General features: G+C 75.7%; 16 protein-coding genes and 1 pseudogene. 11 read left to right on the top strand and 6 right to left on the bottom strand.

Annotated elements, in window-relative coordinates:
• Positions 1-592 precede the first annotated feature (592 nt).
• Positions 593-1174 carry an LppU/SCO3897 family protein gene (locus QMQ26_RS29385; RefSeq protein WP_282203327.1) on the top strand — a complete coding sequence of 194 codons (582 nt, stop codon included), beginning with the start codon at positions 593-595 and terminating at the stop codon, positions 1172-1174.
• Positions 1175-1283: 109 nt separating this feature from the next.
• On the opposite strand, the gene QMQ26_RS29380 is transcribed toward QMQ26_RS29385, so the two are convergent.
• Entirely contained in the window at positions 1284-2669 is a 1386-nt protein-coding gene (locus QMQ26_RS29380) for a cytochrome P450 (protein ID WP_282203326.1), read from the bottom strand.
• Positions 2670-2949: 280 nt separating this feature from the next.
• On the opposite strand from QMQ26_RS29380, the gene modA reads away from it, so the two are divergent.
• The 4 genes from modA to QMQ26_RS29360 all read left to right on the top strand — a co-directional run bounded on the left by modA (position 2950) and on the right by QMQ26_RS29360 (position 6937).
• Positions 2950-3744 (top strand): molybdate ABC transporter substrate-binding protein, encoded by a 795-nt coding sequence (gene modA / locus QMQ26_RS29375; RefSeq protein ID WP_282203325.1) that lies wholly within the window; start codon positions 2950-2952, stop codon positions 3742-3744.
• Complete coding sequence (locus QMQ26_RS29370; protein ID WP_100839606.1) at positions 3741-4589, top strand: ABC transporter permease; 849 nt, start codon at positions 3741-3743, stop codon at positions 4587-4589. Before modA ends, QMQ26_RS29370 begins: the two co-directional genes overlap by 4 nt.
• Positions 4590-4612: 23 nt before the next feature.
• Complete coding sequence (locus QMQ26_RS29365; protein ID WP_404813983.1) at positions 4613-5719, top strand: ABC transporter ATP-binding protein; 1107 nt, start codon at positions 4613-4615, stop codon at positions 5717-5719.
• A gap of 276 nt (positions 5720-5995) precedes the next feature.
• A complete protein-coding gene (locus tag QMQ26_RS29360) occupies positions 5996-6937 on the top strand; it encodes a DMT family transporter (RefSeq protein ID WP_282203323.1) in 942 nt (313 codons plus the stop codon).
• A gap of 64 nt (positions 6938-7001) precedes the next feature.
• On the opposite strand, the gene QMQ26_RS29355 is transcribed toward QMQ26_RS29360, so the two are convergent.
• Both QMQ26_RS29355 and QMQ26_RS29350 read right to left on the bottom strand, forming a co-directional pair.
• Positions 7002-7472 (bottom strand): hypothetical protein, encoded by a 471-nt coding sequence (locus tag QMQ26_RS29355; RefSeq protein ID WP_100839609.1) that lies wholly within the window; start codon positions 7470-7472, stop codon positions 7002-7004.
• A gap of 207 nt (positions 7473-7679) precedes the next feature.
• The gene (locus QMQ26_RS29350; protein ID WP_282203322.1) at positions 7680-8090 is read right to left on the bottom strand and encodes a spore-associated protein A; all 411 of its coding nucleotides are present in this window, start codon (positions 8088-8090) and stop codon (positions 7680-7682) included.
• A gap of 507 nt (positions 8091-8597) precedes the next feature.
• On the opposite strand from QMQ26_RS29350, the gene QMQ26_RS29345 reads away from it, so the two are divergent.
• The 6 genes and pseudogenes from QMQ26_RS29345 (at position 8598) to QMQ26_RS29320 (ending at position 15820) form a co-directional block, all read left to right on the top strand.
• Entirely contained in the window at positions 8598-9956 is a 1359-nt protein-coding gene (locus QMQ26_RS29345; protein WP_282203321.1) for a helix-turn-helix domain-containing protein, read from the top strand.
• Positions 9957-10358: 402 nt separating this feature from the next.
• Positions 10359-10709, top strand: a complete 351-nt coding sequence (locus QMQ26_RS29340) for a hypothetical protein (protein WP_282203320.1) — start codon at positions 10359-10361, stop codon at positions 10707-10709.
• Positions 10710-10995: 286 nt separating this feature from the next.
• On the top strand, positions 10996-12861 hold the full coding sequence (locus QMQ26_RS29335; RefSeq protein ID WP_282203319.1) for an AfsR/SARP family transcriptional regulator: 1866 nt from the start codon (positions 10996-10998) through the stop codon (positions 12859-12861).
• Between the two features lie 342 nt (positions 12862-13203).
• Positions 13204-14667, top strand: a complete 1464-nt coding sequence (locus tag QMQ26_RS29330) for an FAD-binding protein (RefSeq protein WP_282203318.1) — start codon at positions 13204-13206, stop codon at positions 14665-14667.
• Positions 14668-14750: 83 nt separating this feature from the next.
• Positions 14751-15164, top strand: a pseudogene (locus tag QMQ26_RS29325) (Uma2 family endonuclease); the annotation flags it as partial.
• Positions 15165-15310: 146 nt separating this feature from the next.
• Positions 15311-15820 carry a hypothetical protein gene (locus tag QMQ26_RS29320; RefSeq protein WP_100839614.1) on the top strand — a complete coding sequence of 170 codons (510 nt, stop codon included), beginning with the start codon at positions 15311-15313 and terminating at the stop codon, positions 15818-15820.
• 59 nt (positions 15821-15879) lie between these two features.
• Here QMQ26_RS29320 and QMQ26_RS29315 read toward each other — a convergent pair whose 3' ends face one another.
• Genes QMQ26_RS29315 through QMQ26_RS29305 form a run of 3 tightly spaced genes read right to left on the bottom strand, consistent with a single transcriptional unit; the run spans position 15880 to position 18846 of the window.
• Positions 15880-16644, bottom strand: a complete 765-nt coding sequence (locus tag QMQ26_RS29315; protein WP_282203317.1) for an ABC transporter permease — start codon at positions 16642-16644, stop codon at positions 15880-15882.
• A complete protein-coding gene (locus QMQ26_RS29310) occupies positions 16641-18176 on the bottom strand; it encodes a sensor histidine kinase (RefSeq protein ID WP_282203316.1) in 1536 nt (511 codons plus the stop codon). The genes QMQ26_RS29315 and QMQ26_RS29310 overlap by 4 nt, the downstream gene beginning before the upstream one ends.
• Positions 18169-18846, bottom strand: a complete 678-nt coding sequence (locus QMQ26_RS29305; protein ID WP_100839617.1) for a response regulator transcription factor — start codon at positions 18844-18846, stop codon at positions 18169-18171. Before QMQ26_RS29305 ends, QMQ26_RS29310 begins: the two co-directional genes overlap by 8 nt.
• Positions 18847-18984 lie beyond the last annotated feature (138 nt).

Raw genomic sequence — 18984 nt, 5'->3', positions numbered from 1 at the left:
GACGCCGCTCGCCCGAGCTCGTGCGGTCCAGGAATCGTGGACGCTACCCAGAGTTGACGAATGGTCACCAGAAGATGTGAAAAGCACTACGTGCGATGGGCGTTGTGTGCTCGAATGGCGCGACGACGTGTGCCTCCGCGCGCGCCCCCGCACGCGCCCCGCGCACGTTCCGACCCCCGCCGCGCCCCACCGGGCGGTGGACGAGCGCCGGACGGACGGGCAGCCGAACGGGCGGCGGAACGGGCCGGGCCCGGACCGCGTACGGGGCGCGTGCCGGCCGAGCACAAACGGCCCGGCGAAACCGGAGTGCGCACTGTCGTTCGGACCCGCTACTCTCCGGCCGAACCGTCGCGCGGCGCAGCGGAGTCCCGCTGTTGCCGGAGGCCGACGGCCGTCATCCGCCTTCCCCGCGTGCTCCCGCACGCCCCCGCCAGAGGAACTCCGTGTCCGTACCCGTCACGCCCCGCCCGCCGACCCCGCCGCGCCGGCGGCCGTCCCCACCGCGCCGCCCGCGGGCGCCGAACCGGCCGGGTGGGCGGCGCCCGCCGCGGCCGGCCCCCAGCCGGGCCCGTTCTGCCGCTTCTGCGGTTCCGTGCCCGCCGCGAACGTCACGGTCCGCGGCCACCAGGGCTTCCTGGTGATGATGCGGTTCCTGCGGGTGCCCGGCCCGTTCTGCCGGGACTGCGGGACGGCGACCCTGCGGCGGATGACCGCGGACAGCCTGTGGCAGGGCTGGTGGGGCGTGGCCTCCGCGGTGATCAACCCGGTCACCATGCTGATGAACCTGGTCGTCTGGCTCAAGCTCCGGAAGCTGCCGGCCCCCGTCCCGGGCGCCCCGGGCACGCCGCTGCCCACCGGCCGCCCGCTGTACCTGCGGCCGCAGGTCCTCGGCCTGCTGATCCCCGTGGTCGCCGTCGGCGCGCTGCTCTACAGCATCCAGCAGGACCCGGACTACGCCGACGTGGGCGACTGCGTCCACAACAGCGGGTCCACCCTCTCCCCGGACGTCTCGGTCGTCGACTGCGGCGGCTCGGACGCCGACTTCCGGGTCGTGGGCCGGCTCTCCTCCTCCGACGCCGACGCCTGCACGGCGTTCCCCGAGGCCGAGGCCGGCTACTGGGTGGACAAGGGCAGCAGCTCGTACACCCTGTGCCTGGCCGGCGTCACCCGCTGAGCCGCCCCCGCACCGCCGGTGCTCCGTGACACCGGCACCCCGTGACAAACACCCGCACCGCCCGTCCCCGCGCCCGCCGCGTCGGGGGCGGGCGGTGCGGCGTCCGCCGTCAGCCGCGCGGGGTGAGCCGGACCCGGACGGGGCCGTGCAGTTCCAGGGTGATGCCCTGGCCGAGCGGGACGTCCCGGTCGATCGCGGTGACCTCGAACTCGCGCAGCAGGGCGGCCAGCGCGAGCACCGACTCCAGCATCGAGAAGTGCTGGCCGATGCAGGCGCGCGGGCCGCCGCCGAACGGGAACCAGGCGTAGCGGTGCCGGGCGGCCTCCCGTTCGGGGGTGAAGCGCTCGGGGTCGAAGCGCTCCGGGTCCTCCCAGTGCCCGGGGTGCCGGTGGGTGACGTACGGGACGACCAGGACGTCGGCGCCGGCCGGGATGGTGACGCCGCCCACCGTGGTGGCCTCGACGGCCCGGCGGCCGACCGAGGGCGCGGCCGGGAAGAGCCGCATGGTCTCCTTCAGCACCCTTGTCAGGTAAGGGAGTTCGGCGTAGTCGGCGGCGGTGGGGCGACGGCCGTCGGCGAGCAGTTCGGCGGCCTCCCGGTGGGCGCGGGCCTGCTGCTCGGGGTGCTTGCCGAGCAGGTGGAGGGCGAAGGTGAGCGAGGTGGCGGTGGTCTCGTGGCCGGCCAGCAGGAAGATCAGCACCTGTTCGCGCAGTTCGGTGGGGTCCAGCCGGTTGCCGTCCTCGTCGCGGGCGGCGGCCAGCAGTGCGAGCAGGTCCTGGCCCTCGGCGTTCCCGTCGGCCCCGCCCCGCCCGTCCGCCCCTTCGGCGGCGCGGCGCGCGATGATGCCGTCGCAGACCTCGTACAGGGCGCGTTCGGCGGCGAGCGCCTTGCGGTGCCCGGGCAGCGGCCACTGCCGGGGCAGCCGCAGCGGGGAGAAGCCGCGGTCGCGGACGAAGCCGTTCAGGACCGGGAAGGCGTGGTGGACCGTCTCGACGGCCTCCTCGACGTCCTGGCCGAACAGGACCCGGGCGACGGTGCGCAGCGCGAAGCGGTTCATCTCCTCGCCGAGGTCGACGACGCCGTCGGGGGCGGCGGCCCAGCGGGCGGCCAGGGCGGCGGTCTCGGCGCCGATCGCGTCGGCGTAGCCGTCGACCCGGCGGCGGGTGAACAGCGGTTGGACCAGGCGGCGCTGGCGCAGGTAGTCGGCGTCCTGCGCGGTGAGCAGGCCGTTGCCGAAGCTCTCCCGGATCTCGCCGTAGAAGACGTTGTCCTTGCGGAAGTTGGCGGCCTCGGTGGCCAGCACCTGCTGGGCGCCCTCGGGCGAGAAGACCATCCAGAGCTCGGCGCGCAGCCCGGGCGGGCCGGCCTGCACCCGGATCACGTCGCCGTGGTCGCGGCGGGCGGCGAGGTAGGTGCCGAGCGCGTCGCGCTTGAGGTCGAGCAGGGAGCCGATCAGCGGCAGCCCGGCCGGGCCGGGCACGCGGGTGGCGGTCATGGGGTCCCCTCCGTCGGACGAACCCCCGCGCGGTGGAGGTTCGCTGAAACCGCGTCAGTATCTCCCGGGCGGCCGTCGGGGGGCGAGGGGGCAGCGCGGCGGGGACGGCGGGGTCTTGAGGTATTGCACATGCAACCCTTAAGTTCGGCTTAAGGTCGCTTGTGCGATGAGACAGCAGTCCTGGACCCCGCAGCTGCGGCACTATGATCGCCTGATCGCACCCCACCCTCGCACTCCGCTCCGGCCCGCCACCGCCCACCACGACCAGGGGAAACCATCCATGCGCAGCGTCAGACGACTCCTCGCCGCCTCCGCCGTCCTCGCCCTCGCGGCCGGCCTGACCGCGTGCAGCAGCTCCGGCAGCGGCTCCGCCTCGAACAGCTCCGCCCCCGCCCGCCCCGAGGTCAAGGGCACCGTGACGGTGTTCGCGGCGGCCTCGCTGAAGGAGTCCTTCACCGAGCTGGGCAAGCGCTTCGAGGCGGCCTACCCGGGCACCACCGTGACCTTCAACTTCGGCGGCTCCTCCGCGCTGGCCCAGAGCATCGTCTCCGGCGCGCCGGTGGACGTGTTCGCCGCGGCCAGCCCGGCCACCATGAAGACCGTCACCGACGCCAAGCTGACCGGCGGCGACCCGACCGTGTTCGTCCGCAACACGCTGGAGATCGCCGTCGCCAAGGGCAACCCCAAGCACATCGCCGCCCTGAAGGACCTCACCGGCGTCAAGACCGCGCTGTGCGCCAAGGAGGTGCCGTGCGGCGCCGCCGCCGTCACCGCGCTGAACGCGGCCGGCGTGCAGCTCACCCCCGTCACCTACGAGCAGGACGTCAAGGGCGCCCTGACCAAGGTCGAGCTGGGCGAGGTCGACGCGTCGCTGGTGTACCAGACCGACGTCAAGGCCGACGCCGACAAGATCGAGGGCGTGAACTTCCCGGAGGCCGCGCAGGCCGTCAACGACTACCCGATCGCCGCCCTCGCCAAGGCGCCCAACAGCAACGGCGCCGCCGCGTTCCTCGGCTACGTCGGCTCCGCGGACGCCCGCCGGGTGCTCACCGAGGCCGGCTTCCAGGCGCCGTGACCCGGCCCGGCACCCCCCGCACCACACCCGCACCACACCCCCGGGGCCGGCGGCGGCCCCGGGGGGCCGGGCGGGTCCCCGCCGCGCTGCTGCTGCCCGCGCTGCTCGGCCTGGCCTTCCTGGTCCTGCCGCTGCTCGGGCTGCTGGTGCGCGCGCCGTGGAGCGCGCTGCCCTCGCTGCTGACCGGCACCGAGGTGTGGCAGGCGCTCAAGCTCTCGCTGCTCTCGGCGACCCTGGCCACCGGCGTCGCGCTGGTGCTGGGCGTGCCGCTGGCCTGGCTGCTGGCCCGCACCGAGTTCCCCGGGCGGCGGCTGGTGCGCGCCCTGGTCACCCTGCCGCTGGTGCTGCCCCCGGTGGTCGGCGGCGTGGCGCTGCTGCTGGTGCTCGGCCGCAACGGCATCCTGGGCCGCTGGCTGGACGCCTGGACCGGCGTCACCCTCCCGTTCACCACCACCGGCGTGGTGGTGGCCGAGGCGTTCGTCGCGATGCCGTTCCTGGTGATCAGCGTGGAGGGCGCGCTGCGCGCCGCCGACCCGCGCTACGAGGAGGCCGCGGCCACCCTCGGCGCCTCCCGGCTGACCGCGTTCCGCCGGGTCACCCTGCCGCTGGTCGCCCCCGGCATCGGGGCCGGTGCGGTGCTGGCCTGGGCCCGGGCGCTGGGCGAGTTCGGCGCGACCATCACCTTCGCCGGGAACTTCCCCGGCCGGACCCAGACCATGCCGCTGGCGGTCTACCTGGCCATGGAGTCCGACCCGGAGGCGGCCATCGCGCTCAGCCTGATCCTGCTCACCGTCTCCGTCGCCGTCCTCGCCGGGCTGCGCGACCGTTGGATGTCCACCCCGTGAACCCCGTGAACCCCGTGAACCCCGTGAACCCCGTGAACCCCGCGAACCCCGCGAACCCCGCGAAGAAGCCTCCCGCTCCCGCCCTGGACGCCGAACTGCGCGTCACCCGGGGCACGTTCACCCTCGACGTGCCGCTGGCCGCCGAGCCCGGCGAGGTGCTCGCCCTGCTCGGCCCGAACGGCGCGGGCAAGTCCACCGCGCTGCGCGCCCTGGCCGGGCTGCTGCCGCTCACCGACGGGCACCTGCACCTGGACGGCACTCCGCTGGACTCCCCCGCGGACGGCGTGTTCCGGCCCGCCGAGCAGCGGCCGATCGGCGTGGTCTTCCAGGACTACCTGCTCTTCCCGCACCTGTCCGCGCTCGACAACGTCGCCTTCGGCCCGCGCAGCCGGGGTCTGCGCCGGGCCGCCGCGCGCGCCGAGGCGCTGCCCTGGCTGGAGCGGATGGGCCTGGCCGAGCACGCCGGACACCGCCCCGCGAAGCTCTCCGGCGGCCAGGCCCAGCGGGTCGCGCTGGCCCGGGCGCTGGCCGTCCGGCCGCGGCTGCTGCTGCTGGACGAGCCGCTGGCCGCGCTGGACGCCCGCACCCGGCTCGACGTCCGGGCCGAACTCCGCCGCCACCTGGCCGAGTTCGAGGCCGTCGCGGTGCTGGTCACGCACGACCCGCTGGACGCCATGGTGCTCGCCGACCGCCTCGTGGTGATCGAGTCCGGCCGGGTCGTGCAGACCGGCCGCCCGGCCGAGGTGGCCCGCCACCCGCGCACCGACTACATCGCCCGGCTGGTCGGCCTCAACCTCTACCAGGGCACCGCCGCCGGCCGGCAGGTCACCCTCCCCGAGGGCCAGGTCCTCAGCACCGACGAGGAGGTGACCGGCCCGGCGTTCGTCGCCTTCCCGCCCGACGCGGTCACCCTGCACCGGCACCGCCCCGAGACCAGCGCCCGCAACCTCTTCCCCTGCACCGTCGCCGGCCTCGACCTGCACGGCGACCGCTTCCGGGTCGACCTCACCGGCCCCCTCCCGCTGGCCGCCGACCTCACCCCCACCGCCGCCGCCGAGCTCGACCTCACCCCCGGCACCCGCGTCTGGGCCGCCGTCAAGGCCACCCAGACCCACGCCTACCCGGCCTGAACCGCACGCTCCCCCGGGCCGTGGACCGCGCCGTTCGCGTGCCGTGAAGCGGGCGGCCCGCGTGCGGCCCGCGTGCGGTCCGCGGGCCGCACGCCCTCGCGTACAGTGGCGGCCATGCATCGCGGCGTCCTGCCCCCTCCCGCTCGCTGAGCGGGCGGCCGGCCACTTCCTGAGCCCGCCCGGGCCCGTCGTCCCCTCCGGACGGCCGCCCCGGGCCGGTCGGTGCCGCCCGCTTCCGTGGCCCACCGACCATGACGGCTTTCCGGGAGTCCACCCGTGTCCTCGTTCCCTTCCTCGCACTCCTCCGCCCTGCCCGCGCGGCGGGGCCTGCTCTACGTCGCCCTCGCCGCCACCGCCTGGGGCACCGCCGGGGCGGCGGCCGCGCTGCTGTTCCCGCGCAGCGGCCTGGGGCCGCTCGCGCTCACGTTCTGGCGCTCGGTCGGCGGCGTGGCGGTGCTGCTGGCGCTGCGCCCGTTCACCGGGCGGGCGGACCGGCCCGCACCGCGCCCCGCCGCAGGCCGGGTCCTGCTCAACGGGCTGGGGCTGACCCTGTTCCAGAGCGCGTACTTCCTGGCCGTCCGGGACACCGGGCTGGCCGTCGCCACCGTGGTCACGCTGGGGGCGGCGCCGGTGCTGGTGGCGCTCGGCGGGCGGCTGCTGATGGGTGAGCGGCTGGGCCGGGCCGGACTGGCCGCGGTGGCCGGGGCGGTGCTGGGCCTGGGCGTGCTGGTGCTGGGCGACGGCTCCGGCTCCGGCTCCGGCGGGGTCGAACCGGCGGGCCTGGCCTGGGCGCTGGCCTCGGCGGCGGGCTACGCGGCGATCACGGTGGCCACCCGCCACCGGGCCTCGCGCACCGCCGTCCCGGACGACCCGGCGACCACCACCCTGTGGTCGTTCGCGGTCTGCGCGGTGTGCCTGTTCCCGTTCGCGCTGGCCGAGGGCCCGCTGCCGTCCACCGGCGCGCTGCCCTCGACGCTGCTGCTGCTCGGCTACCTGGCCACCGTGCCGACCGCGCTCGCGTACGCGCTGTACTTCGCGGGCGCGGCGGTGATCCGGGCCGCGACGGCCTCGGTGGTGGCGCTGATCGAGCCGCTCAGCGCCACGGTGTTCGCCGCCGCCGTGCTGGACGAACCGCTCACCCCGGCGGCGCTGCTGGGCACGGCGGTGTTGCTGCTGTCGGTGACGGCGCTGGCCCGGGCCGAGCTGCGCGCGGGCTGAACGGAACGGGCGGGCGAGCGGCTCTTCGCCGCCCGCCCGCCTGCCCGTCCGTCCCTCCGTCCGGTCAGCCGCAGTGCGAGGCCAGGACGGTGGTGTCGGCGACCTTGCTGTTGTTCGGGTCGTCGACGCGGCCGTAGACCATGACGCAGCGGTTCGCGGTGCCGGTGACCTTCGCGGGGCCGGCGTACCAGGTGAAGTTGCCGTCGTCGCTGTCGGACTGGTCGTAGCTGCAGAAGTCACCGGCGTGGGTGCCGGCCACGCAGCGCCAGAGGTAGACGGCCTGGTACTTGGTGACGCCCGAGGCGAAGTGGGTGTCGACGGCGGCCGCGCAGTTGGTGCCGCCGTTGGCGCTGGAGTAGTAGAGGTACAGCTCGCCGTACTTGGTGCCGGTGCCGTTGTCGGTCTTGAGGTCGTAGGTGCCGACCAGACTGCCGCTGCAGCCGTACGTATCGGCGGCGCTCGCCTGCGGCGCGAGGGAGATGCCGCCGAGGAGCATGAGGCCGGCGGCGGCCAGGGCGGAGAACGTCCTGCGCATGGGGGTACTCCTGGGGGTCGGGGCGCGGTCCGGTGCGGACGGCCCCCTTCCTACCGGTCCGGGGTAGCGCCGCCGTAGCCCGGCCGGAGGCGTCCGGCCGGGCTCGGTGGGTGGGGGCGCTGCGGTGGGGGCGCTGCGGTGGGGGCGCTGCGGTGGGGGCGCTGCGGTGGGGGCGCTGTGGTGGAGAGGGTCTGCCGGTACGGGAGTTCAGCCGCAGTGGACGCTCAGGCGGTACTCGTAGGCGGTCTCGATCTCGCCGCCCCAGTCGATGCACCGGCCGGCCGCGGAGACGTACACCGGGCCCGCGTAGGTGGTGTAGTCGCCGTAGTCGCCGATCCAGTCCGCCGAACCGGCCAGCCTGACCAGGGCGTTCATGTAGAGGGCGGCGCCCGGCTGGTTCCGGACGGTCACGACGCAGTTCTTCCCGGTCGAGCTGCTGTAGGTCAGGAAGACCGTGCCGTAGCCGTTCAGCGTGAGGTGGTCGATCTCCCGGTACCCGCTGCCGCAGGCGCTGTTGTAGGAGGCCGCCTCCGCGGTGCCGGGGGCCAGGACCACGCCGGCCACCGAGGCCGCCGACAGGAGGGCGGCCGCGGTGGCGCGGCCCATGAGCTTGCGCAACGGGTGTTCTCCTTCGAACGTGCTTCTTCTGACGGGGAGTCGGTGGGGCCTCCGCCGAGGTCCGCACTTGTCCGGGACGCTAGGAGGCCGGGATAGCGCGGCCGTATCGCGGCCTCCCGGGCCCGGTCGACGTCGGCGGCGTCCGGTGCGCCGTGGACGCCGGTCACCGGCGGCAGGTGATCGGGGCCGGCCCGGAGGCGACGGCGAAGGCGGCGGCCGCGGTGGAGTTCCAGGTGGTGGCGGTGGCCCGGGTGCCGGCCGGCTGAGCGACCGGCTGCCCGGGGGCGGCTCCTGACGGGACCTCACCGTCGTTCGCATCACGGGCAAATCGCCCGGACTCCCGCTGACGCCACGTCGGCGGGAGTTATGATGATCACACGTGCACCGTCCCCGGGCGGCTGTCCGGCCTGCCCGGATCTCCGCTGTCCGTGCACATGGTGAAGGAACTCCCCGCCTCATCGGAAGTTCCCCGGAACGAACTGTCGATCCGCCAGGTGAGGAGAGCCCGTGGCCCGCAGACCGCGTCCAGTCGATCCCGCCGACGGGCCCGTCCCCGCCTTCGCCCACGACCTCCGGCTGGTCCGGGAACGGGCCGGCAACCCCACCTACCGCGTGCTCGCCGAACGGGCCGGATTCGGCGCCACCACCCTCAGCGACGCGGCCGGCGGCGTCCGGCTGCCCAGCCTGGAGGTGACCCAGGCCTACGTCGGGGCCTGCGGCGGCGACGTCGAGGAGTGGACGCGGCGCTGGAACGAACTCGACCGTGAACTCGGCCGCGGGGCCGGGACCCCGTCCCCGTCCCCGGCCGCGGAGAATGCGGCGGATACCACACCGGCGGCTGCGGAGAAGCCGACCGTTGAGGGGGCTACGGCGGACGACGCCCCGGGCTCGGGCTCAGACTCGGGTTCGGGTTCGGGCGACGTCGTCACCGGAGCGGTGCCGCTGTCCGGACACCCGTCGGCCGAGACGGTGCACGACGGTCGACGGCCGCGCTGGACGACCGCCGGCACGGCCGCCCTGCTCGTCCTCACCGTCGTCCTGGCGCTGGTCGCGGCACGGACGTCCGGTTTCGGCCGCAGCCGGAGCGCGACCGAGAACGCCCTGACCTCGACCGTCTCCGCCGCGAACGCGACGCCGAACCCCAACGCGGCCGACTGTCCGGCCGCCACCGCCACACCGTCCACGGCCGTGTTCTCCGGCACGACCTACATCGAGAGCACCCGGCTGCGCGCCGGAGCCAGCCTCAGCGCCGACGTCGTCCTCCAACTGCCCGCGGGCTGCCGCCTCCAGCTCACCGGCTTCTGCCTGGGCGACACGGTGATCGACGCCACCTCCGGCTCGCCCGACGTCCGCTGGTTCAGGACCGCGACCGGCGGCTACGTCTCCTCCGCCGTGATCCACGGCAACCCGCCCGCCGACCTCCAACCCACCGACTGTCCCGATGCGGTGGCACCGCCCGCCTCGATCACACTCACCGTCACACCGGCACCCGGCTCCGGCCAAACGCCCGGCCGCTACGAACTCCACGCCACCGGAGACCGCCTGGGCATCGTCGGCTACGCCGCGTACCTGCCCAGGACGGGCAGCACGTCCCAGTGGCAGCAGATCGGCATGTCCGCGGACGCCTCCGCCGGGTTCCCCGTGCCCTGGCAGCCCGGCCCGCCCCCGGACGGCACCGACCCGCAGACCGCCGTGGAGATGGTGGCCGTCGCCTGCTTCGGCGGCGAGGGCCCCAGCAGCGTCGCCGACCAACGCCTGGTCCCCCGCACGGCCACCGCCCCCCTCCAGGTCGCCGAACTCGGCGAGACCGAACTCGCCCGCGCCCGCAAGGCCGCCTGCCGCTACCCGGACACCGCCCGCGGCTGACCCCCACTCCCACCGGTCCGGCTCCCTCCGCCCTGCAGCCGCGCGACGGCAGCAGCGCGACGCAGCAGCCGGACCGCGACATCCCGGACCCCGCCCGCCGCGCGGTGACCCCGGCCCCGGACGAGACCCGCCGAAGACGGCGCAATCCGGAACGCCGACGGCCGGAGAACGCGCGCCGGCAGGGGGCGGCGGCCGGAGCGCGGGCCGGGGAAGGGCGGCGCCCCGGGAGAGTACCCGTCCACCAGGCGAGGCGACCGCCGGAAAGCGCGCACCGGGAGGGGCCGCGATCCCCGCGCGACTCAGACGCTACGGCGGGCGTGCAGGATGTGAACCGGCGGCGGCGGGCGCCGGCCCGCCGTCGCCGTCGTGTCCGCAACCGCCTTCCGCCACCCGAGGAGAACGGTGAGACCCACCCACTTCCCGCGTCGCGCAGACGTCCTGGCCACCGCCGCCGCACGCGCCCTCGGCCTCACCGCCCCGGCCACCGCCACTGCCACTGCCACCACGGCCTCCGCCGATGTCGGCCGCACCCGCGCGGACACTCCGACCCACCACCCTCGCGGGCGGCAACGAGTTCGAGCAGAGCTGCGTCGGCGAGGCCGGGCTCGTGCGGAACGCGTCCGTCGTGTCGGTCCCCCGCACGACGGCTACGCCACCCCGGTCGCGGCCACCCCGTGCACCCCGTGCACCCCGTGCACCCCGGCCCGGCTCTGCGGCGGCGGCTACCTCGACACCATCTGGACCAGCGGCTGAAACCACCGAGGCTGAGCCACCCGTCGAACGGGATTGATTGACCGAGCAGCCCCGACCCCCCGGTCAATCCGCAGCCGGCCCCACCCTCGCCACCCGCCACCCCACCGTCCCACCTCCGCCGCCTCGGTCCCGGAGACCGTCCCGAAGACCGGAATTGATTGACCGACACCGCGAGATCCGCCGGTCAAAACCGCCCGGGCATAGAACGGATCACGCCGGGTGGCCGTCGGGGGACGGGCCCCGCCGTCCGGCGAAGCAGGCCGAGGTGTCAGGGGAGGCACGGGGGATGGAGTTCGGGATTCTCGGACCGCTGCTCGTACGGGACGAAGGGGGGAGCCATCCGGTCCCGGCGGCCAAGCAGCGGGCGCTGCTCGCGGCGCTGCTGGTCCGGCGGGGGCAGGTGGTGCCGACCGAGGTGCTCGCGGACACGGTCTGGGACGGGTGTCCGCCGCGCACCGCCGCCACCACGCTGCGCAACTACGTGATGCGGCTGCGCAAGGCGCTCGGCGAGGCCGGTGAGCGGCTGGCCACGGAGGCGGGCGGCTACCTCCTCGACGTCCGCGCCGAGGAGTTCGACGCCGACCGGTTCACCCGGCTGCGCGACCTCGGCCACGCCCGGTTGCGCGAGGACGATCCGGAGCGGGCCGCCGCCCACTACGAGCAGGCGCTGGCGCTCTGGCGCGGACCGGCCCTGGTCGACATCCCCTCCGAGACGCTGCGCCGGGCCGAGACCGGCTGGCTCACCGAGGCCCGGCTGGACGTGGTGGAGGGTCGTACCGAGGCCGGGCTGGCGCTGGGCCGGCACACCGAACTGCTCGGCGAGCTGCGGTCGCTGACCGCCGCGCACCCGGAGCGGGAGCGGCTCTGGGCGCAGTTGATGACGGCCCTGTACCGCAGCGGCCGCCAGTCGGAGGCGCTCGCCGTGTACGGGCGGGTCCGCCAGGTCCTGGCGGAGGAGCTGGGCGTCGACCCGGGCCGCGAGCTGCGCGCCGTGCACGGGGCGATCCTGCGCGCCGACCCGGCCCTGGCCGCGCCCGCCCGGCCCGCCCGGGCCCGTGCCGGGTTCGTCACCCCCTTCCAACTGCCGCCGGACCTGACCGACTTCACCGGCCGGACCGCCGAGACCGCCGACCTCGCCGCCCGGCTGGCCGAGGTGGGCGGGGACACCGGGTGCCGGGCCCCGCTGATCGCGGTCGTCAGCGGCCAGCCGGGCGCGGGCAAGACCGCCCTGGCCCAGCACGCCGCGCACGCCGCCCGCGCCGGGTACCCGGACGGCACCCTCTACGCCGACCTGCGCGGCAGTCGGCCGCGGTCTGCCACCCCGCACGCCGTGCTCGGCGGCTTCCTGCTCGCCCTCGGGGTGCCGTCCGCCGTCGTGCCGGCCGACACCGAGGCCCGGACGGCGCTGTTCCGCTCGCTGCTGGCCGGGCGGCGGACGCTGGTGGTCCTGGACGACGCCCGGGACGGCGCCCACGTCCGGCCGCTGCTGCCCGCCGGCCCCGGCAACGCCGCGCTGGTCACCGCCCGCACCCGGCTGCCCGACCTCGGCGGGGCCCACCCCGTCCACCTCGGGCCGCTGCCCGCGGACGAGTCCCGGGAGTTCCTGGCCCGGCTGCTCGGCCCGGCCCGGACGGCCGCCGAACCGCGGGCCCTGGCCCAACTCGCGGCCGTCTGCGGCGGGCTGCCGTTCGCGCTGCGGATCTGCGGGGCCCGGCTGGCCGCCCGGCCGTCCTGGGCCGTCCGGCACCTGGTGGAGCGGCTCGCGGACGAGGACCGGGCCCTGGACGAGCTCCGGCTGGGCAGCCTGGACGTCCGGGCCGTCTTCACGGCGGGCTGCGCGGCCCTCGACCCGCCCACCGTCCGGGCCTTCCACCTGCTCGCCCTCGCGCCGACCGGCACCGTCGGCCTGGCCACCGCCGCCCGGCTGCTCGGCGAGTCCCCGGTCCGCGCCGAACGCGTCCTCGAACGGCTCGCCGACGCCGGTCTGCTCACCGCCCGGGAGCCCGGCCGCTACCGCTACGAGCCGCTGATGCGGGCCTACGCCCGCGAACTCGCCCGCCACCGCCCCTCCCCCGCCCGGCCTGACCCCGGCCTACCCGACACCGCCCGGCCCGGCCCCCGCACCCCCCGCCGCGCCGCCCTGGTCGGCTGACCCACGGGTCACCGACCGCCGCCCTTTCCCCTCACCCGCGCCCGCCCCGGAACGGAATCCGCTTTTCCGAATTGGCGTGCGCATGAAAAATAACCCTTGCTCCCATCGGAAAACCCTTTTCTACGTATACGCACTCCACAATCCGGTGTTAGCCTCCAGCTGTTTCGCTCGCCGCGTGGGCGTTCCGGGCCACGGCAGGGCACGCCGCCCGCACCCGGTCGACCGCGCCCTCGCGACCTGAACAGGGGGAAAGCGTTGGAAAGGGAAACCCGTACACCGCAGACGACGCCGGAGATGACACCCGGGACGGCACCGGGGACGGCACCCGGGACGGCACCGGGGATGTCGCGCCGCGCGCTGGTCAGGGGGGCGGCGCTCGGGGTGGCGGCGGTCGGCTTCAGCGCCGCCACCGGGGCCTGGGTCGCCGAGGCCGCGGCCGCGGGCCCGTTCGACCGGGTGCCACGCCTGGACGGCGAGCTCCGGCTCGACGCCGGCAGCAGGGCCGCCGACAGCGTCGACCAGGGGCGCATCGTGGCCCGCACGCCGGGCGCGGTCCTGCGGCCCGGCTCCGTCGACGACGTCGCCAGGATGGTCAGGTTCTGCGCGGACCGCGGCATCAAGGTGTCGGCGCGCGGCCGGGGCCACACCACCCACGGGCAGTCGCTCAACGAGAACGGCCTGGTCGTCGAGATGCGCGGGCTCGGGCGGGTCCACCGGGTCGGTCCGCGGGGAGCCGACGTCGACGGCGGCGTGCTGTGGACGGAGCTGATGACGGCCGCGTTCGCCCGCGGCCTGACACCGCCGGTGTTCACCGGCTACACCGACCTCACCGTCGCCGGCACCCTCGCGGTCGGCGGCGCGTCCCCGGGGGCCGGGTCCACCCGCGGCCTGCAGATCGACCACGTCCAGGAGTTGGAGATCGTCACCGGGCGGGGCGAGGTCCTGGTCTGTTCCGACCGCCGCCACGCCGACCTCTTCCGGGCCGCCCTCGGCGGACTCGGGCAGTGCGGCATCATCGTGCGGGCCAGGCTCGACCTGGTGCCGGCGCAACCCTCGGTCCGGACCTACCAGTTCACCTACCCGACCGGCGACGCGGCCGTCGGCGACCTGCGGACCCTCACCGAACGCGGCGAGGTGCTCGGCGCCTACGTCCTCTGGGCCCCGGCCGGGACGTCCTTCGTGGGGCAGCTCCTCGTCAGCGTCCCCTTCACGCCCGGCTCCCCGCCCGACGGCCGGCACCTGCTGCGCGGCCTCAGCCGGCCCCCGTCCGACGCCGCCGTCACCGACCTGAGCCACCCGGACTGGGTCACCCAGGTCAACCGGCAGGTCGCCCAGTTGGAAGCCGCCCTGGACTACGGACGCCTGGTCAAGCCCTGGTTCGACGTCTGGCTCAACAGCTCGACGGTCGAGCGCTTCCTGCGGGACGTCCTCAGCGGCCTCAGCCCGCACGACCTCGCCCCCGGCTCCACCCTCCTGCTCATCCCCGCGAAACGGACCGGCGTCGACCACCCCGCCTTCCGCGGCCCCCGGGCGGACGCGACCCCCTGGATGTACCTGTTCGACATCCTCGACAACTCCGCCGTCCCCGGCCCGAACCCGGCATTCGCCGCCGACCGGCTCCGCCGCAATGCCGAGCTCTACCGCAAGGCCCGCGCCACCGGCGGCTCCCGCTACCCCATCGGCGCACTCGAATTCACCAAGGCCGACTGGATCGCCCACTACGGCGACGCGTGGCCCGCATTCCAACGGGCGAAAACCCGCTTCGACCCGCGCAACATCCTCAACCCCGGCCCCGGAATATTCTGAACACCCTTCTCGGGACCGGAAGAAACCCGAAGAAAACCGCCCGGCCCGGGGCGGCTTCCCGAAGGTGCCGGACAGTACGCTGGGCCCGGCTCCTGGCGAACGCCCTGGACGCGGCCGCCGGGCCGGAGTGGAACGCCGACACGGGCTTCGACGTCCGCCTGCAGGACGTGCCGCTCACCAACCGGCGGCCCGACGTGGTGGTCTACCGCGCCGAGACCGTCGACCTCACGCCCACCCGCCCGGAGCACGTCCTGCTGGTCGTCGAGGTCGTGTCACCGGGCTCGGAGACCACGGACCGCGTCGTGAAGGTGAACCAGTACGCCCGGGCCGGCATCGCCTTCTACTGGCGGATCGAGCAGACCCCCCACGGCGTCCCGCTCGTCCACACCCACCTCCTCGACCCCGCGACCCGCTCCTACCGCGACGCGGACGTCTTCACCGGCACGGTCAGGGCCACCGTCCCGTTCCCGGTCGAGATCGACCTCGGCGCGGTCTGACCGGACTCCGGCGCGTCCGGCCGCTCCCGTCCCTGCGCCCGTCCGCAACAGCGCGGCGTACCGGCAACCGGGAGAAGCGGCACGCATCCGCCCGTGGGCACGCTACGTTGATAACCCGTCACAGACTTCCGAGGGGAACCAGCGGCGTGACCAGCGAGCAGGATGCCATCGACACGGCCGTGGGCGCCGTCATCTCCGCCGTACGGGCCGGCGACACCGCCGGCCTGTACGAGTCCGTGATGCCACCGGCCGGCGGGCGGACGCCTCCCGCCGAGGCCGGCCAGTGGTTCGGCCAGCTGCTGATCCGGCTGGCGCTCGCCGCCGCGGAGTCCTGCGCGCTGGAACCGGGCTGCTCCCGGGAGGCCCTCGTGCAGTGGATCGCGGACGTGCTGGGCCCGCCGCCCACCCCCGCGCTGATCCGCGGCGTGGACCCGGCCCGCATCGACCACGTCACGGCCACCACCGCCGCGGCCGACCACGCCCGGTACGTCGCGTACACCGTCGACCTGATGCGGGTGGGCCTCGCCGCACCGGGCGACGACGTGGACCAGCAGATGATCGACGCCCACCAGGCGGCGACGAACGACAAGACCGCGCGCATCAACGTGATCGCCCTGCTCGCCAGGCTCGCCGGCACCCCCTCCCGCCGCGGCTGAGCCCGGGCCGCACCACCGCGACGGTCGCGGGCCCGCCCCGAAGCGCCGGGGCGGCCCGCTCACCCGCCCAGCCGGCCGCGGCCGACCAGCTCCAGCACCACCGTGACCGCCACCGCCTCCACCGCCAACAGCGCGACCAGCACGAACAGTTGCACCGCGCCCGCCTGCACCGGGCCCGCGCCGCCGAGCAGCATCCCGACGAACGCCCCGGGCAGGGTCACCAGGCCCACGGTGCGGGTCTGGTCCAGGGCCGGCACCAGCGAGGTGGACGCCGCGGTGCGGCAGATCTCCAGCCGGGCGTCGCGCTCCTCGAAGCCCAGCGCCAACGCGGCCTCCACCTCCCCGCGCCGCGCCCGCAGCTCGTCCAGCGCCCGGCGGCCGGACAGCGAGGTGGCGGTGAGCGCCCCGCCGATCAGGATGCCCGCGACCGGGACCACGCTCAGCCCGCGCGGCGGCAGCAGGCCGGTCGCCGCCAGCAGGAGCAGCACCGGCGCCACCCCGGCCGCGATCGGCACCGCCGCCCAGGCCCACCGCCACCGGCCCGCGTCCGCCCGGCCCTCCAGGACCCGCCGGCCCGCGGTCCGCGCCGCGACCGCGAACATCAGCAGCACGAACAGCGCCGCCGCCCACAGCGAGCGCACCACCCAGGCGATGACCAGCGCGACCGCCGCCAGTTGCACCGCCGCCCGCACCCCGGCCCGCAGCACCGCCCGGCCGTGGCCCAGCCCGCCGCGCCCCGCCACCAGGGCGGCGGCCGCCAGCAGCACCGCGCACGCGGCGCCGAGCGCCGGCGTCACCGGCAGCAGCTGTCCGCCGGAGCTCATCGCGTCCTCCCGCACGGTCCACCGGATTGCGCGGACGGCGGACCCGTCTGCCGGTGGTCGGCCCCGCGTCTGCCGTGCGCGGCGGGTGCGCTGACCCGGGCGGGCAGCCGCAGGCGGAACGTCGCGCCGCCGGGGCCGTCCTCGACGGTGAGGGTGCCGCCGTGCAGGGTGGCGATGTCGCGGGCGATGGACAGGCCGAGGCCGGTGCCGCCGTCGTCGCGGCTGCGGGCGTCGTCGAGCCGGGTGAACCGTTCGAAGACCTTCTCGCGGTCGGCGGGTGCGATGCCGGGGCCGTCGTCGGTGACGTCGAGGACGGCCTGTCCGGCGGCGGCGTCGAAGGCGAGGCGGACCAGGACGCGGCGGGCGGCGTGGCGCCGGGCGTTGTCGAGGAGGTTGGTGAGCAGTCGGCCCAGCCAGAGCGGGTTGCCGGTGGCCAGCGGCCGGTCGGCGAGGTCGAGTGCGACGCGGACCCGCGGCCGGGCGCGGTTCTCCGCGCCGGTGCGGACGAGTTCGGCGAGGTCGACGTCCTCGCGGGGGCCGTCGTGGCCGGTGGCGTCCAGGCGGGCGAGCAGCAGGAGGTCGGTGGCGAGGGACTGGAGGCGGTCGGTGTCCTGGAGGGCTCCGGCGACCATGTCGGCGCGCACGGCCGGGTCGGGGTGGGTGTGGGCGACCTCCAGTTGGGTGCGCAGGACGGCGAGCGGGCTGCGCAGTTCGTGGGAGGCGTCGGCGATGAAGCGCCGCTGGCGGAGGCCGGCGGCTTCCAGGCGGTCGAGCATCGCGTTCATGGTGTGGGCGAGGTGGGAGACCTCGTCGTCGCCGCCGGGCTCGGGGACCCGACGGTCCAGGTCGCGGTCGCCGATCGCGGCGACCTCGGAGCGGATCGCCTCGACGGGGCGCAACGCCCGGCCGGTGGCGCGCCAGGTGACGACGCCGACGGTGGCGACCAGGAGTGCGCTCAGGGCGGCGAGGGCGGCGGTGGTGAGGTCCTCGGCGGTATCGGCGGTGTGCAGGGAGGCACCGACGCGGACGGTGACCGGCCCGGTGGGGGTGTCGGCGGTGAGCGTGGTGACGCGCTGGTGGTGCTCGTTGCCGAGCACGCCGAAGTCGAAGGTGGCGTGACCGCTGTCGCTGCCGTCGGGGGTCAGGGCCGGGTGGCCGGCGAGGTTCTGGCTGGCGGCGACGACCCGGCCGGAGGCGTCGGTGACCTGGGCGAAGTCGGTGCCGTGGTCGAGCGGGATCGGGTCGGGCAGGCGGTCGTCGGCGGCGAGCCGGGCCACCACCTGGGCCTGTTCGCGGGCTCCGGCCTCCACGCCGCGCTCCAGGTTGGCGTGCAGCAGCAGCACCACGGCGGCGGAGGCGACCAGCAGCACGGCGGCGACGGCGGCGCACGCGGCGGCGGTGGTGCGGGTGCGGACCGAGCCGGGGGCGAGGCGGGTGAGCAGCGCGGCGACGCGGGGCCGGCCGGTGAGGCGCCGCCACAGCCGGGCGGCCCGGTGGCCGGCGGCCGGGGCGCCGGCGCGCTCGTCAGCCACCGTCGGCCGCCAGTCGGTAGCCGGAGCCGCGCACGGTCTGGACGGCGGCGCGGCCGAACGGGGTGTCGATCTTGCGGCGCAGCGCGCTGATGTGGACCTCGACGGTGTTGGGGTCGCCGTCGGCGGCGGCGTCCCAGACCTCTTCGAGCAGGTCGCGCTTGGAGACGGCCTCCCCCGCGCGGCGGGCGAGGTGGTCGAGCAGGGCGAACTCGCGCGGCGTGAGCGCGACCGGGGTGCCCGCGCGGGTGCAGGTGCGGGCGGCGGAGTCGACCACCAGGTCGCCCAACACGGTGCGCTGCGGCGCGCGGGAGCCGATCCGGCGGGCCAGCGCCTTGAGCCGGGCGACCAGCACCACGAAGGAGAACGGCTTGGACAGGTAGTCGTCGGCCCCGGTGTCCAGCGCCTCGGCCTCGTCCCACTCGCCGTCCTTCGCGGTGAGCATCAGGATGCCGGCGTCACTGCCGGCGGCCCGCAGCCGCGCGCACACCCGGTAGCCGTTCAGGCCCGGCAGCATGATGTCGAGGACGACCACGTCGTAGGAGTGGTCGGTGGCCCGGGCGAGACCGGACAGCCCGTCGTGCACGACGTCGACCTCGAAGCCCTCGACCTCCAGGCCGTGCTTGAGCGCCAGGGCCAGCCGCCGTTCGTCCTCCACCACCAGTACGCGCATACCTACCAGGGTGGCAGGTCGCGCCGGGTGGAAGCTGAAGCCGCCTTCAGGTCTTCAGGAACCCTTCAGCGCCGCTCGGACATGCTGGACGCGGCCGCTCGGGCACGACGCCGCGCGGGGGAACACCCGCCCGCGGAA

It is taken from the genome of Kitasatospora fiedleri (assembly GCF_948472415.1).
Classification (GTDB): Bacteria; Actinomycetota; Actinomycetes; order Streptomycetales; family Streptomycetaceae; genus Kitasatospora; species Kitasatospora fiedleri.
The sequence above is the reverse complement of the archived record's forward strand: the minus strand, read 5'-3'. Positions and strand labels throughout refer to the sequence as shown.